Raw genomic sequence first — 14,890 nt, 5'->3', positions numbered from 1 at the left:
GCCTCCTAGCGCGAAATAACGGCGATAGAGGCAGCAGACACGGCCAAATTACTCAGAACGCCGGCGATTTCTCTCACAATATTAAGTGTTTGCAACGGATTGACATCTTTCGGCACCACAATGGTACTGCCCGGCGGCACCATCACAGAACTGCGCGACCAACGCGACATGGTGACAGGCTGTGCCACCCCATTGGGGAACACAATAAAGACACGGCCTTTATCGGCCGTTTCCTGAAAGCCGCCCGCCTCGCCCAGATAATCTTCCAGCGTTTTTCCGGGCCGGAACTGCAAGGCTCCGGGATTAAGCAGATCGCCAGCCGTTAAAACAAAATTGGGGCGCTTGGGCATAAAGATGGAATCGCCACCTTCCAGCACCAGATCCCGATCCGGCTCCTGTTGCAATACGCGGGGGTCCGCTTCCACCACCACACGCCCGGCCGCTTCCACCATCGCAAAGGAATTCACCAGACCACTGGCTGCAGTAAGCGCGTTGCCGGAAATATTGTTCTGCACCATCGCCAATGCCAAAGCATTGTTCAGTTCTCTGGCTGTGCGGCGGAAACTTTCCTGCTGTTCCTGTTTGACGCGAACACGGGTAAAAACGGCCCCGAAGGGATAGGCTTGCTCGGTCAGTCCTCCGGCGCGCTCCATCACCTCCATCAAGGTTTCACCGCGTTTGATGCTATACACACCGGGACGGCGGAATTCACCGGACAACAACACGGTTCCCGCTTCCAGAGACCCCGAAAGTGAGGCAAAGCGGATTGCGCTCCCCGGTGTGACCTGAATTTCGGACAGCGCTGTGGTGCGGCTGTCGATATAGCGCCGTTCCACGGCCCCTAAAGCGGCCAGATCGCCACCGCGGAAACTGGAAATTTCAATTTGCGAAGGGTCCACAGACAAGCTCATGCCACCACTTGTGGCCACCAGGTCGCGCAAGGAGGCCGTGTTGGCAATGGGATAAAGCCCGGGTTCACGCACGGCCCCCATCATGACAACGGAATATTCAATGGCCAACGGCAAAACTTCGGGGCTCTCCTCGAAGAAATCATTGCAATCCGCATCTTGCGAAGCCAAACGCGCCAATTCCGCGGAAGAAACGATTTCATCAGATGAAAAATTTGACGCCTCTTCCACCATTTGCTGTTCGCTGGTTCCGCCGGAACTGTCATTGCCCCCCTGTTCAGCCCCTGTCACCACAAAAACTGAACGGGCTACAGCAGCCAAACGTTCACTATCCGCCTGCCGCGCTCGGCGCGCCAAGGACGTAATGGCCTTGCATTGATCGGATGTGACAGACTCTGGCGACAAAATCGCACTGCGAACCGCTTCCGATGAAAGATAGGCCATTTCCTCCGGCCCCATCACCAAAAGCGCGTCTTGTTCTTTCAAGGCGATGTCTTCAATACCGGACAGGATCGGCCCTAAATCGACAGGCTGATAAATTCGCTGACGCGACACTTCATCCGTGGTTTCCAAAATGGAAAACAGCAAATAGGGGGCCGGTTGAAGCGCATCCCCATCCATCAAAAGCTCGGAAATGGTCGGAACAGAGGCCAAAGGCTTAAGGCCCGGCTGACGCACATGGCCATCCAATCGCACCTGCCGATCTGCACCTCGCGCTTGGGAAAAACCTGAAGCAAATCGCCCGGAAAAACCGGGTCTTCGGGAGCAGTGGGGGCGATATGTTGCTGCCCATTCGTCCCGATCCGGTTGCGTTCGATGCTATAGCCTCGTGGCCGCAAAGACCCACCTGCCAGCGCCAGAACATCTGCCGATGTCAACTGCATGTCCGGAAGAAGCTCATAAATGGCGGGCCGCACCACATCACTTGCAATGGCAATTGTATCCCCCACCAAAGGCACAAACAGCCGATCACCGTCACGGATGTCAAGCGACACATCCGCCGACCCAAACAACACATCATAAAGATCAATGCTACGCCGTTTGCCATCACGGAAAATGGCGATTTTCCGCAATGACCCGGTTTTCTTGATGCCGCCGGCCAATGCCAAAACCTGCAAGGCATCAGATTGGCTGGTGGTCTGATACACGCCGGGATAGGTTACTTCCCCCACCACCGTTACACTGATCTGGCGCAAAGCCCCCACGGAGACATAAGCGTCCGTACCGAGCAAAGTCTCGGAAACGCGCCGTTGCAGGTCTGCACTGAAATCACCGAACTGCGACCCGCTGCAGGAATGGGCGCAAGATCAGGAATAACCACCCGACCTTCCCGATCCACACTGGTGACAATGCTGCTCTTGGTCTGCCCGGCCAAAGAGACGACGATTTCATCGCCCACCCCAAGCACATAACTATCGGACAAACGGCCGGTGACCGGGCCATCTGCCGCCATATTTTCACGAAAAATATCATAGCCGAATTGGCGCAAAACGGGCTTTTCAAGGGCCAGCTTTTCCGCCTCGCGCTGTTCATTCAGCCTTTTCTTTTCTTCTTCGGTCGGCGGTCTTGCGACCGGTGTCATTGCCGTTGCCGTTGGGATTGTTGTTGCCGGTACTATTGCCGTCGAAGACCCCATAAAGGGCAGCAGGCTACCATCCGGCTCCGGTGGCAATTCCCGTCCCAAACGCCGGTTATAATCAGCCTCAATGGGAGACAAAGGGTCTTCTTTTTCTTCTGCAAATTCGTCTTGGAAGCCAAAAAGATTGCTGCTGCTACGGCTATCGCGCGATCGATCCAGCGGCGATTGCGTTTGCCCGATACTACTTTGCAAAGCCTGTCCCTGTTCCAACAACCGGCTCAAAGTCTCCGGATCGGGGAGTTGTGCCTTCGCGGACCCAAATGCGAACATCATGATCCCGAAGATCAAGACAGCCCAAACAGTGCGCATGGAGAAGAAAGAGGCTTTCGCCCAACCGCTTGTCATCAAGTTCCCAAATCCCTGAATATCTCTTGGGGCGATCATCGTGCCGGATTTCCAGCATGACGATCACCGATTGTCGTGCACAATACAGAAAAGCAAGACCTTCCCACAACCACTATCATGTGGAAAGCGTCTCATTCAAATGTCGCGCCGGCCCAACTCCACCAGCGGGGGTGTTTTTTCACGAAATCCGCATGGGCGGCAAGAGCCTCTTCCGGGCTGTCGAAAAGGGCAAAACATGTGCTCCGGAGCCACTCATCCGCGCCAAACGGGCACCGGGCAGCGCAGCCAATGCGCCGATCACCATCTTGATCTCTGGCTGAAGCGCCAAAGCCGTCGCTTCCAGATCATTGCGCGCCACGGTTTTCAGCCAATTCACATCCGTCCAGAATGGACCATCTTCAAGCGCGGCAGAAAACGGCAGACCGCTGTTTTTATAGGCTTTGAAGACAGCGGGCGTTGGCATCGCCACATTGGGCTTGGCCAGGAGAATACCCCAATCAGGCGCGGCCCCAACAGAGCTGAGCTCTTCCCCGATCCCTTCGACACGCACCGGCTTGCCATCAAGGCACGGCGGCACATCCGCGCCCAAATGCTCCGCCAGTTCAATCATCCGGTTTGATGACAGACGATGGGCTTGTTCCTTGTTTTGCCACAAGGTAGCGCATCCCTGCATGGCCGCCGCAGCATCTGCCGACCCGCCCCCAACGCCTGCAGCCACAGGAATATTTTTGGTCAGACGGATATCCAGTTTTTGCGATACGCCCATAGCCTCGCCCATCAAGCGCACAGCACGCAATACCAGATTATCGTCCACAGCCTCTCCGGCCAAAGCGCCAGATGTGGGGCCATCAATCACCAGACGCATCTCGTCAGCGGGCGTCATCACCAGCTCGTCCGCAAGCCCTGTGAACAAGAACACACTATCGAGACAGTGATAACCGTCTTCCCGACGGCCCGTGATGTGCAAATACAGATTGATCTTCGCCGGGGCGAAAACCTTAATCCCTACGTCTTTCTGCATCATGGCTTTGGCGCTTGCCCATCTTCGACCTTGGCCACATCCTGTTGGCCCATATGCTTATCGGCCTGCATTTGGTCTTTTTGGCTGGTCAGCGCCAATTCCAGCCCCACCTCCAGCTTGTCAATGATCAGCTGACGCGCCTCTTCATCGGGATCAGCAGCCAAGGCATGGGTCCATTGGAAACGCGCGTCCTTTCGTTGGCCGGTTTTCCAATAGGCATCCCCCAAATGGTCGTTCAAAGTAGGGTCCGAAGGCTCCAATAAAACGGCACGTTCCAAATGCCGCACCGCTTCTTCATAATCGCCGCGCAGATAATATGCCCAGCCCAAACTATCAATGATAAAGCCGTCATTGGGGCGCAATTCCACCGCCCGTTCGATCATTTCCGTTCCGCGTTCCAAATGAAGGCCACGATCGATCCAGCTATATCCCAGATAATTGAGCACCTGCGGTTGATCGGGATTAAGCTCCAATGCTTTCAAAAGATCCGCTTCTGCCTTGTCGAAATCACCCATCCGCTCATAGCCGATGCCGCGCGTAAAGTGCAAAAACCAAGCCTGCACATCGCTGTCCGCCGTATGCAGATTGATGGCCCGTTGATAAGCCTCTACCGCCTTCTCATAGGCTTCATTGCTGCGGTGAATATCCCCAAGGGCGGCCCATCCACGTACATTTTCCGGATGAATGGACAAATAATCCAGAAGAACGGTGATCGCCTCTTCATAATCACCGGATTGTTGATGAATCCACGCGGCTTGCAATTGCGCCGCATCGAATTCCGGGGCATCTTCGTTGATCTTCCTCAATTCCGAAAGCGCCGCGCTATAAAGGTCCGCATCCGCAAGCATGGCCGCCAATCGCAAACGGGCATCGCCCATATCCGGCGAGAGATAAGACGCCAAACGGGCATAAATAATGGCAGGGCGCGGGGCATCATCGCGGCCCAGTTCGCCCGCCGCGCGGAACATCACAAGGCTGACAGCACCCGCAGGAGTTGACGCCAAATGCGTGACAGGCTTTCCGGCCACCAACCGATCACGGGCATCCAGCAAAAAGACATTATTACGAAAAGCCTTCAGATACTCATCCAGCATCGCAATGGCATCGTCGCTTCTGCCCAATCTTTGCAAAAAAGCGGCATAAGATACCACCGGCTGCAAGGAGGAAATCTGCGCCCCTTGCAAGGCTTCCAGATACGCACTTTGCGCGGCATCGTCTTCACGCAGATAATCCAGCAAAAACGCCCGATGCGTTGCCCCAAAGGGTCTTAAGGCCGGGATCGCCTCTAAAGGAGACAAAGCCTCCAAAGCCGCGTCTCGATGCCCCTGAGCCGCCTGTACCCATGCTTGAGTGATGGGCACCGCCAGCATTTCAAAACCATTGGCGCTCAATTCCTCAAGATAGGCCTGAGCTTGGGAATAGCGTTCAAATTTCAAGGCATCCAATGCCAAATACAGCACGGCCAATGTGTTGCCGCTGCCTTGTGCATGCAAACGCTTGGCCGCCGCCACCGCATCGGCAAAGCGCCCATCGGTCAATAATGTAAGAAAGGCTTGGCTTAGAATAACCGTGCTCTGCGGATCTTGGTCGGCAGCACGCAGCAAGAAATCCGCAGCGCGCGGGTCCCCAATTTGATGGGCAAAACGGCCAGCAACATAATTGCCAAAATCCATCTCGCCAGCATAAGGCTCGTGACATAGCCATAAGGGTTGTCATCTTGCTGCGTCATGGCGCATCCCGACAGCAACACTGCACCAAAAACCCATAAGGCCGCACGCGTTTTTCGCATCAATTTGTCTCCGCTCCAGTTCGCCATGCGCCACCGACGCCCCGCCTTCCGTCGGCCATCCTGCTCCGCCACGTACAATATCGCGCGAAGAAAAGGCCCTTACATATTGGGATAATTCGGCCCACCGCCACCCTCGGGCACCACCCAATTGATATTCTGTGTGGGGTCCTTGATGTCACAGGTTTTGCAATGCACGCAATTCTGCGCATTGATCTGCAATTTCGGCTTGCCTTCTTCCCGCCCGACAATCTCGTAAACCCCGGCCGGACAATAGCGTTGCTCCGGCGCATCATAGATCGGCAGATTGATCTTGATGGGCACCTCGGGATCTTTGAGTTGCAAATGGGATGGCTGGTCTTCTTCATGATTGGTGTTGGATAAAAACACCGATGACAACCGGTCGAACGTAATCACCCCGTCGGGCTTGGGATAGGTGATCTTTTCACACTCCTTTGCCGGACGGATGGCGCTATGATCCGCATGATTTTTGAAGGTCCAAGGCACCAAAAAGCCGAGCTTCAAAGAATTGAGCCACAGATCAAGGCCGGAATAAAGGGTGCCAAGGGTGATGCCGAATTTCGCCAATGCCGGGCGCGCATTGCGCACCTGCCTCAATTCATCCCACACCCATGATGCCCGCACGGCTTCGGGATAGGCGCTCAGTTCATCTTTGCCTTCCCGGCCTTCACCAAGAGCCGCAAAGGCAGCCTCTGCCGCCAGCATGCCGGTTTTGATGGCTGTATGCGATCCCTTGATACGCGGCACATTCACAAAACCTGCCGAGCAGCCGATCAGCGCGCCGCCGGGGAACACCAATTTGGGAACAGATTGCAAACCGCCTTCATTGATGGCCCGCGCACCATAAGAAATGCGCCGCCCCCCTTCCAGAAGCGCCCGGATCGCCGGATGGGTTTTCCAGCGCTGCATTTCTTCAAAGGGATAAAGATGCGGATTGGCATAATCCAGAGCCACCACAAAGCCGATGGCCAGTTGGTTGTTTTCCTGATGATAGATGAAACCGCCCCCGGCCACATCGGTCAGCGGCCAGCCTTGCGTGTGGATCACCGTGCCCGGCTGATGCTTGGCGGGATCGATTTCCCACAATTCCTTGATACCGATGGCAAAGGTCTGCGGGTCCACCCCATCGCGCAGATTGAATTTCTCGAACAGACCTTTGGTCAGCGACCCGCGGACCCCTTCGGCAAAGAATGTGTATTTGGCATGAAGCTCCATGCCCGGCTCATAGCTGGCTTTTTTCGACCCGTCCTTGGCAATTCCCATATCGCCGGTGGCCACACCGCGCACCGCGCCATTTTCATCATAAAGCACTTCAGAAACGGCAAAGCCGGGATAAACCTCGACCCCCAAGGCTTCCGCCTGCTCTGCCAGCCAGCGGCACATATTGCCAAGGCTGCCCGTATAGCAGCCTTTGTTATTCATCAGGGGCGGCAACAGGAAATGCGGCATGTCGATTTTTTTGGACTCGCCCAAAAACCAATGGTGATTCGCGCTCACCGGAGTGGACATGGGGCAGTCCTTATCGCGCCAATCGGGGATCAGTTCATCAAGCCAACGGGGTCCACAACCGCGCCCGACAGGATATGCGCCCCCACTTCGGAGCCTTTCTCCAGCACGCACACGCTCACATCCCGGCCTTCTTTTTCGGCCAATTGGCGTAACCGGATTGCCGCAGCCAACCCCGCAGGGCCTGCCCCTACAATCACCACGTCAAATTCCATGGCCTCGCGTTCCATCCCGCATCCTTTCCATCCACACACATATCCAATCCGGATATGATACTCTTAACCATTCACAATATAAGCGCTTTGCACGCTTTATGCCCGTTCTCACCTCTCTTGGTCAAACCCGATGGTGCTTTCTTCTCGTGAAGGTGACAAGCTGCCTTTAAAGGAAGGCCGCTTCTTCCATGGATGACAAGACACCGAACGCGTGTTAACGAGCTTTTTGCAGAGATCCAGTAAGTATACCGCATCATGACACAGCATTTGACCAATGACGGACAAAGTTTCGATGCCAGGGCATTGCTCGGCTGGTATCTGGCCGCAGGCGTGAACGAAGCCATTGCCGATGCGCCCATTGACCGGTTTTCCCAATCTCAGGCCGTGCCTCTGCCCCAATCTGCAACCCAGGCCCAAGCACCGCAAACCGCCACCGCAAGACAAGGCCCGGCAGCGGTTCGTCCCGCCGCCGCCCCGCGGGTCTTGGCGTCCACCCAGATCGCCGCTGACTGTAAAAGCCTTGAAGATTTAAAAGCCGCCATCAACAGCTATGAAGAATGCGGGCTGAAACAGACGGCTTTATCCACGGTATTTGCCGATGGGGTCCCCACAGCGAAGGTGATGTGCGTGGGCGATATGCCCGATAAGGATGATGATCGCACCGGCACGCCCTTTTCCGGGCAAGCGGGACAATTGCTGGATAAAATGCTGGCGGCCATCGGTCTTGACCGTTCAGAAAACGCTTATCTCGGCACGGTTATCCCATGGCGTCCGCCGGGGAACCGCGCTCCCTCTCCCATGGAGCTTGCCCATTGTCTGCCGTTCATCCGGCGGCATATCGAGCTGGTGGCACCGGACTTTTTGATATGTCTTGGCGCCCTGCCCGCCACGGCTTTATTGGGAATAGAGGCGAGCATCAGCAAGCTGCACGGACGCTGGAAAACACTGGAGATAGGACAGCGCAATATCCAAGTGCTGCCAATCTATGCCCCCAGCTATCTTTTAAGGCAGCCGCGCCTGAAAGCCGATGCGTGGAAAGACCTTCTTTCCTTATCCGAAAAGCTGGACGCAAAAAATAAGGGCGACAATGCCTGACCAATCTTTTGACCCGGTTTTCCGCCGCTCCTGTTTTGGTATTCTGAAACGCTTTTCCGCTGTCTTTTTGACTGCGGCAATGGTGGTGGCCGCACCATATGCGCCCGCATGGGCCAATGACACCAGCAAAACCACCGGCACATCCAGCCCGGCTGTTTTGACGGGTAATGGCGCATTTTATACCACGCCGTCGATCCTCAGCCCGGACGATCAAGCCCTTTACCGCTCCATCTTCGACCTGCAGGCCGATGGCAAGTGGCGACAGGCCGATGCCCTGATCAAAGAATTGGAAAACCCCATTTTGATGGGGCATGTGCTGTTCCAGCGTTATATGCACCCCACCGCTTATCGGTCACGCTATGCGGAATTACGCGATTGGATGGCGGCCTATGCCGATCACCCCGATGCAACCCGCATCTATAAGCTGGCCAAAAAACGCCAAGGAAACGCCGCGGCCCCCAAAAAGCCGGTCCCGGCACGGGGCATTTATGGCGGTGCGCCGCAACGGCCATCTTTGCCAAAAGCCCCCAAACGCAGCGCCGCCACCAAGAAAATGGTGGGGGATTTTTTCAAAATCGTCGACAGACAGATGCGCCGCCGCAATCCGGACCGGGCGGAAAAGCGCTATTGGGCCATGGAACGGCTGAATATTCTGGCCCCCCATGAAGCGGCCAAAGCCCTTGGCAAAGTGACCTTTGCGCATTTTTTCGATGGCGATGACCACAAAGCCTTGTTGTTAGCCAAAATGGCCACAGATCTTTCGCCCGATTATGCTGAAGATGCCCGCTGGTATGGCGGGCTGGCGGCATGGCGCTATGGCGATTGTGCAACGGCTCTCGACCTGTTCTCCGGCATTTCCCATTCCCCCATGGCCGGAAGCTGGCAGCGCTCCGCCGGAGCCTATTGGGCGGCCCGCTCTGCGCAATCCTGTGGCCGGTTCAAAGCGGTAACCGCACATTTGCGCTTGGCGGCCAAAGAACGGGAAACCTTTTATGGCCTGATCGCCATGCGGCAGCTTGCCCTTGATCCGGGATATGATTGGACGGTGCCACCGCCCGATGACGCCCAGTTGAAAACGATTTTGAAAAATGCCTCGGTGCGCCGCGCCATTGCCCTTGTGGAAATTGGCGAAAGCCTGCGGGCCGATCTGGAATTGCGCTTGGCTCTTGGCCGCTCGAACCGCAAGGACTGGCCGGTGCTGGCCGCCTTTGCCGCACAGTTGAAACTGCCCGCAAGCCAGCTTCGTGTGGCGCGGGCTTTGCGCGATGCGGATTTGCCCATAGCCCTTCATTATCCCTTGCCCGATTGGGCCCCCGATGGCGGCTTTACCGTGGACCGGGCCATTGTTTTTGCTTCATGCGGCAAGAATCACAGTTTTCTTCGCGGGCCTTATCCCATGTGGGGGCGTCTGGCCTGATGCAAGTGATGCCGGAAACCGCCAGCTATCTGACCGGCGACAGCAGCCTGAAATGGAAGCGCAGCCGCCTTTATGATCCGGATTTCAATATGGCTTTGGGGCAACGTTATATCGAACATCTGGCCGATCTTTCGGTGGTGGAAGGCAATCTGTTCATGTTGGCCGCCGCCTATAATGCCGGTCCGGGGAATCTGTCGCGCTGGCGCAGAAAAACCGATTATCGCAATGATCCATTGCTGTTCATTGAATCTCTTCCCGCCCAGCAAACCCGCAATTTCATCGGGAATGTGATATCCAATCTGTGGCTTTACCGCATGCAGATGGGGCAGCCCACCCCTAGCCTTGATGCCGTTGCATCAAATGCCTGGCCTGTTTATGAAACGCTGGACAATGCTACGCCCCACCGATTTGCGAACAGCAGCCCCACCAATACAACAAGAGCCGAAATTCATGCCGGGAATTGACGAAAACCGCCCATTCATTGCCGTTGGCATCGCCATTCTTACCGTATCGGACAGCCGCACCCCGGACACCGATACATCCGGCGATTGCCTTGTGGACAGGCTTGTTCGTGCCGGACACAGGCTGGCAGACCGGGCCATTATTGCCGATGATATTGCGGCCATTCAATCACATCTGAAAGCATGGATTGTATCATCCGATGTGGATGTTGTGATCGCTACGGGCGGCACCGGCGTTACCGGGCGCGATGTCACACCGGAAGCCTTTGAAGCCTTATATGACAAGGCCATTCCCGGCTTTGGCGAACTATTTCGCGCCCTTAGCTATCCGATCATCGGGACATCCACAATCCAGTCCCGCGCCACCGGGGGCGTTGCCGGCGGCACCTATTTATTTGCCCTGCCCGGCTCCACTGGCGCCTGCAAGGATGGTTGGGATAAAATTCTGCGCGATCAATTGGATAACCGTTTCCGGCCTTGTAATTTCGTGGAGCTGATGCCCCGGCTCAATGAAGGTTGAGCGCCGCCAACCGGGCGCTATCCCGATCTTCATCCAGACTGCCCCGCAGGCCGGCCAGTGTCTGTTCGACAAAATCCGGCGACAAAGGGCCTTCACGGGTCGCAAAAGCCACCCCATGCACCTGTGCCAACTCTACAAAATAGTCAATCAAGGCCGTGGTGCGCTGCTCGAACAAATTGATATGGGCATCCGGCGACAAACGCTGGGTCCGCACTACATCCACATAGGTTTTGGCCAGATCGAACAGCAAGGGGCCGCTCATTTCGCGCAAGGCATCGCAAAAGCGCAGCAGCCGCGCTCCCGGGTCCAATCCTTCAGGCAGATCGAAATTCGATGAAAGGCCCGGACCCGCTTCCGGCGTGGGGCAATTGGCAATATCTTCCAAGGCAGCGACCATCCCGGACAATTTATCGTCCAACCGTTCGGCCACCGCCGAAGGCTGGCGAATCAGGCCCGGCCCTGCCAGAATGGTTGCACCCGCCCCCTTTCCCTTGTTTGTGCTCATCTCTTTTCCACAACCAGAATGATCGTCAGAAGCCGTCTTGCGGTTTATTTTATGCGTCAAGCCAAGGCGAAAACAAGACAGTCCTGCCCGATATCAGCCACCTGCGATAACTGTGCGCCATCCTTATCGCCGGGGCAAGCGGTAGCGGCTGCTGGCCTTCGATGCAAGGCTCGGCATATTTTGATCGACAGGCCTTAATCGTTCCGCAGCAAAAAGGGATAGCTGGTCGCCATAATGGGGGGAGCGTTCATCCAATGTGGCCGATCCAAATTGATGCACGGCCCATGCCTTCACCTGCCCGTTTTCATCCCAATCCACAAGCTGGATATAACTATCCCCCGCCATGCCGTGCAAAGTGCCATCCTCTGCCAGGCTATTGCCGCCATAAACCGCGCGCAAGGTATCCGGCCCGCCTCCAAGGCTTGTTTCTTGATCGCCGCGATAGACCTTGTTGATTTTCGACCAAGGCACATGAACGGTTCCATAATGCTTGTGCAACGCATCCACCGTTTCCTCAAAGGCTTCCACCGGGTCCATATCCCAGCCCTTGAATTCAAAGCTATGCACCGCTTTCAGGCTGCCCAGAATGGCCAGAGCCGCGCCTTCGCTTTCCAATTCCGCCGTCCCGTCCCAATCCAGCAAAAGCTGCTGCGCTTCCAAAAGCTTAGGTTGGTCGCGGAAATCACGGCCCGAAATATAGCGCACAAAACGCGACATATTGGACCCCGGCGCATAGGTCTTATCGAATTTATAACGCAGGAATTCTTCGGCGCTGATGGATGTATCCTTGCCAAACAGCGCCAAGGCCCGCAAAGCGCGATTGGTCAGATGGCGTTCAATGCCCAAATCCGGCGGAAAATCGCTTTCCTTCAAATCATCGGCCACATCACTGGCCCGCAAGGGGGTGCTATTGGCGCTCACCAGATAACCCGATTGCGGATTGACGATCTTTGGCACCTCTGAAAAGGGCCGCACATCGCGCCATACCAAATGCGGATCATTGCCGGGCAAAATACCCTCATAATCCGCACCGGGCGCACGGTCTGGAATACGGGCATTATAAACAAAGGCAATATTGCCCGCTTTATCCGCATAAACCGTATTCAGGCTGGGAACCGCCATCATCGCCATGGCATCCATCCAGCCTGTCAGGCTTTCTGCCTTGTTCATGCGGTACCATTGCTCCACCGCCCGCACATCCCCTTCTCCGGCAAAGGCGATGGCAAACACCCCTTTGGGCGTTTTCAAAACCGGGCCATGCACGCTGCGATAAAGCGGTTTTTTGAAGGTCCATGAAAATGGTCCCCACAGACGCACCTGCAGATGAGCCGTCTCACGCTCCAAGGCGCGCCACTCCCCATCAAAGCGGTAGCGAACGGGATCATCGACATCATCCACTTCCAGCCGATAAACATCCACCAGATCCGGCTCGTTCACCGTATGCGCCCACCCCAGATCCCGATTGTGCCCCACCAGCATCACCGGCGAGCCAGGAAACAGCGCCCCATTGGCAGCCCAGCCTTCATCGGACTGGAGATGCGCTTCATACCATGCCACCGGCCCCGTATAGGGCTGATGGGAATTCACCATCAAACGGGTGTGCCCATCCTCCGAACGACCGGGGGCCACGGCCATGGCATTGGAGCCAAGATGCGCACCGGCCTTTAAATGAAGCGCCGTGCGAATGGCATCATTGAACGCGGTTTGTTCAGGATCATCTTGCGACAAATCCTTCAAAACACGTTCCAGCCCATAGAAAAAGGGAGCGCGAAACACAAAGCCCGCCACCACATCCTGCGCCGAAACCGGTAAAGCAAGGGGATTAACCCGATCAGGATGATCGGCGGCATAAAGATTGATCCCGGCGGCATAGCCTTCCAGAACCGCGCGCATCTTTGGGCCAAGATCGGTTTCATACCGCGCGGCCACGGCCTTTTGCACCCCGAACATGCGCACCAGATAATCTGTGGGGGCGGCATCGGCGCCATCGCGGCGGGCCAAGGCTCCGCGTGCCATCAAGACCACCGTCTCTATGGTTTGCCAATCGTCTTCCATATGGGCATAGCCAAGACCAAAGGCCACATCCTGATCGCGGGCGCCAAAAATATGCGGCACGCCATACTCATCGCGGATCACTTCGGCATTATAGGATTGCGCGGCCTTTATGGCAGCGTCCGCATTGAAATCCGGCAAAGGCGACCAAGCGATCACAGCCACGAGGCAACTGGCAAGAACCACCGCCATACCCGAACCAATAGCAATGCGTTTGATCATGATGCCCCCGATTGGCAATTTCGATAAAGCACTGTAACGCTTTATTTCTCTGCCAGCAAAGCCAAGGGCGACCAGCCCAGACCATCGGACCCGGCCCCGGCTTTGAAATGCCCTGTTTGCCGCCAAGTGGCCGTATCGATCACCGCAATTTCGGCCACATTGGTAAGCGCCGCATAAAGCCGCGTTCCATCCGGCGAAAAGAGCAGCGTCACCGGCATCAGGGCCGCCGCCTGACCAGAAGACGAAAGCGGAATGGTCTGGATCACCGTTCGGCTTTCGGTGTCGATCACGCTGATGGTGGAATCACGGGCATTGGACACAGCAGCAAAACGGCCATCGGGGCTGATCGCCACCCGGATCGGCATTTCCCCTGTTTCAATGATCGCCAGCGGCTCATACCCATCCGCATCAAACAGCGTGACCGTATCCGCCGCCCGGTTGGACACCCAGATTTCACGGCCATCCGGGGTCACGGCTATGCCTTCCGTTTCAAGGCCCGCCTTGATGGTGGTCAGGCGCTTGCCTGTTTCCAGATCAATCACCGTAAAGGAATTGGACCCCAAATTGCTTATATAGGCCAGCCGTGCATCCGGTGATAACGCCACCATATGCGAGCCGGATTGGCCGGTGGCGATCACATGCTGGATCTCTCCCGTTTGCGCCTTCACCAAAAGCAACGAACCGCTGCCTTCTGCGGTGATCACCAGTCTTTCGCCATCGGGCATCCACAGCAGGCCATGCGGTTTGGTGTGCTTTCCCAGATCAATCACCTTCAAAGGCGTGGCGCTTTGCACATCGAACAGGCCGATGGTATGGCCTGCCTGTTTGGCCGATCCATAAGAGACGACCGCAGCCACCGTCCCGTCAGGGGAGATGGCCACTTCATGCGGCCCATGCCCGGTGGCCCGCACGGCGCGCATTTCTCCTGATGAAATGTCGATGAAGCCTAGGGTGTCTGCCGTTTTATTGCCAACGACCAATGTTTGCGCCACAGCAATCCCGCTTGAAAAGCCAAGGGCCGAAAGGCAAATAATCGCTCCAACTGACAGCGCTCTTGCCAGACCGTTCCCCATCCCGTCGCCCTTTCAAAACACGAATAAATCCTGTTCAACAATTACCTGTCCGCATTCACTTGTCTACCCATGTGCGGGAAATGCCGATATACAAAATCGCTCCC

The 14,890-nt window shown here is 56.1% G+C and carries 12 protein-coding genes and 1 pseudogene; 4 read left to right on the top strand and 9 right to left on the bottom strand.

Translation table 11 applies throughout. The features are described from left to right. Positions 1-5: 5 nt before the first annotated feature. From JCM17844_RS11180 to JCM17844_RS11155, 6 genes and pseudogenes are all read right to left on the bottom strand, one after another. Positions 6-1,604 carry an SLBB domain-containing protein gene (locus JCM17844_RS11180; protein ID WP_150001033.1) on the bottom strand — a complete coding sequence of 533 codons (1,599 nt, stop codon included), beginning with the start codon at positions 1,602-1,604 and terminating at the stop codon, positions 6-8. Further along, complete coding sequence (locus tag JCM17844_RS11175) at positions 1,529-2,113, bottom strand: polysaccharide biosynthesis/export family protein (RefSeq protein ID WP_210431857.1); 585 nt, start codon at positions 2,111-2,113, stop codon at positions 1,529-1,531. The genes JCM17844_RS11180 and JCM17844_RS11175 overlap by 76 nt, the downstream gene beginning before the upstream one ends. Next, complete coding sequence (locus tag JCM17844_RS11170) at positions 2,086-2,892, bottom strand: polysaccharide biosynthesis/export family protein (RefSeq protein WP_150001031.1); 807 nt, start codon at positions 2,890-2,892, stop codon at positions 2,086-2,088. The genes JCM17844_RS11175 and JCM17844_RS11170 overlap by 28 nt, the downstream gene beginning before the upstream one ends. 178 nt (positions 2,893-3,070) lie before the next feature. Further along, the gene (locus JCM17844_RS11165) at positions 3,071-3,916 is read right to left on the bottom strand and encodes a 4-(cytidine 5'-diphospho)-2-C-methyl-D-erythritol kinase (RefSeq protein WP_150001030.1); all 846 of its coding nucleotides are present in this window, start codon (positions 3,914-3,916) and stop codon (positions 3,071-3,073) included. Then, positions 3,913-5,586, bottom strand: a complete 1,674-nt coding sequence (locus JCM17844_RS11160; RefSeq protein WP_150001029.1) for a tetratricopeptide repeat protein — start codon at positions 5,584-5,586, stop codon at positions 3,913-3,915. The genes JCM17844_RS11165 and JCM17844_RS11160 overlap by 4 nt, the downstream gene beginning before the upstream one ends. A gap of 215 nt (positions 5,587-5,801) precedes the next feature. After that, a pseudogene (locus JCM17844_RS11155) lies at positions 5,802-7,456 on the bottom strand (electron transfer flavoprotein-ubiquinone oxidoreductase). Positions 7,457-7,696: 240 nt separating this feature from the next. Between JCM17844_RS11155 and JCM17844_RS11150 the strand changes: the two are divergent. Genes JCM17844_RS11150 through moaB form a run of 4 tightly spaced genes read left to right on the top strand, consistent with a single transcriptional unit; the run spans position 7,697 to position 10,934 of the window. After that, positions 7,697-8,536 carry a uracil-DNA glycosylase gene (locus tag JCM17844_RS11150; RefSeq protein WP_150001028.1) on the top strand — a complete coding sequence of 280 codons (840 nt, stop codon included), beginning with the start codon at positions 7,697-7,699 and terminating at the stop codon, positions 8,534-8,536. After that, complete coding sequence (locus tag JCM17844_RS11145; protein ID WP_150001027.1) at positions 8,529-9,953, top strand: hypothetical protein; 1,425 nt, start codon at positions 8,529-8,531, stop codon at positions 9,951-9,953. Before JCM17844_RS11150 ends, JCM17844_RS11145 begins: the two co-directional genes overlap by 8 nt. After that, positions 9,935-10,417 (top strand): transglycosylase SLT domain-containing protein, encoded by a 483-nt coding sequence (locus JCM17844_RS11140; protein WP_235898983.1) that lies wholly within the window; start codon positions 9,935-9,937, stop codon positions 10,415-10,417. The genes JCM17844_RS11145 and JCM17844_RS11140 overlap by 19 nt, the downstream gene beginning before the upstream one ends. Next, positions 10,404-10,934 (top strand): molybdenum cofactor biosynthesis protein B, encoded by a 531-nt coding sequence (gene moaB / locus JCM17844_RS11135; protein WP_150001025.1) that lies wholly within the window; start codon positions 10,404-10,406, stop codon positions 10,932-10,934. Before JCM17844_RS11140 ends, moaB begins: the two co-directional genes overlap by 14 nt. Here the strand turns inward: moaB and JCM17844_RS11130 are convergent. The 3 genes from JCM17844_RS11130 to JCM17844_RS11120 form a co-directional block, all read right to left on the bottom strand. Next, positions 10,921-11,439 carry a hypothetical protein gene (locus JCM17844_RS11130; protein WP_150001024.1) on the bottom strand — a complete coding sequence of 173 codons (519 nt, stop codon included), beginning with the start codon at positions 11,437-11,439 and terminating at the stop codon, positions 10,921-10,923. The genes moaB and JCM17844_RS11130 overlap by 14 nt on opposite strands. A gap of 123 nt (positions 11,440-11,562) precedes the next feature. Then, positions 11,563-13,713, bottom strand: coding sequence for an acylase (locus JCM17844_RS11125; protein ID WP_150001023.1), 2,151 nt, complete (start codon positions 13,711-13,713; stop codon positions 11,563-11,565). A gap of 41 nt (positions 13,714-13,754) precedes the next feature. After that, the gene (locus tag JCM17844_RS11120; RefSeq protein ID WP_150001022.1) at positions 13,755-14,786 is read right to left on the bottom strand and encodes a YncE family protein; all 1,032 of its coding nucleotides are present in this window, start codon (positions 14,784-14,786) and stop codon (positions 13,755-13,757) included. Positions 14,787-14,890: the final 104 nt, after the last annotated feature.

This window comes from Iodidimonas gelatinilytica (genome assembly GCF_008579125.1).
Taxonomy (GTDB): domain Bacteria; phylum Pseudomonadota; class Alphaproteobacteria; order Sphingomonadales; family Rhodothalassiaceae; genus Iodidimonas; species Iodidimonas muriae.
The sequence above is the reverse complement of the archived record's forward strand: the minus strand, read 5'-3'. Positions and strand labels throughout refer to the sequence as shown.

Coding starts and splice junctions, on each gene's coding strand:
- JCM17844_RS11120 (WP_150001022.1), bottom strand. CDS start 14,786: ATGGGGAACGGTCTGGCAAGAGCGCTGTCAGTTGGAGCGATTATTTGC.
- JCM17844_RS11130 (WP_150001024.1), bottom strand. CDS start 11,439: ATGAGCACAAACAAGGGAAAGGGGGCGGGTGCAACCATTCTGGCAGGG.
- JCM17844_RS11165 (WP_150001030.1), bottom strand. CDS start 3,916: ATGATGCAGAAAGACGTAGGGATTAAGGTTTTCGCCCCGGCGAAGATC.
- JCM17844_RS11150 (WP_150001028.1), top strand. CDS start 7,697: ATGACACAGCATTTGACCAATGACGGACAAAGTTTCGATGCCAGGGCA.
- JCM17844_RS11170 (WP_150001031.1), bottom strand. CDS start 2,892: ATGACAAGCGGTTGGGCGAAAGCCTCTTTCTTCTCCATGCGCACTGTT.
- JCM17844_RS11145 (WP_150001027.1), top strand. CDS start 8,529: ATGCCTGACCAATCTTTTGACCCGGTTTTCCGCCGCTCCTGTTTTGGT.
- JCM17844_RS11125 (WP_150001023.1), bottom strand. CDS start 13,713: ATGATCAAACGCATTGCTATTGGTTCGGGTATGGCGGTGGTTCTTGCC.
- moaB (WP_150001025.1), top strand. CDS start 10,404: ATGCCGGGAATTGACGAAAACCGCCCATTCATTGCCGTTGGCATCGCC.
- JCM17844_RS11160 (WP_150001029.1), bottom strand. CDS start 5,586: ATGGATTTTGGCAATTATGTTGCTGGCCGTTTTGCCCATCAAATTGGG.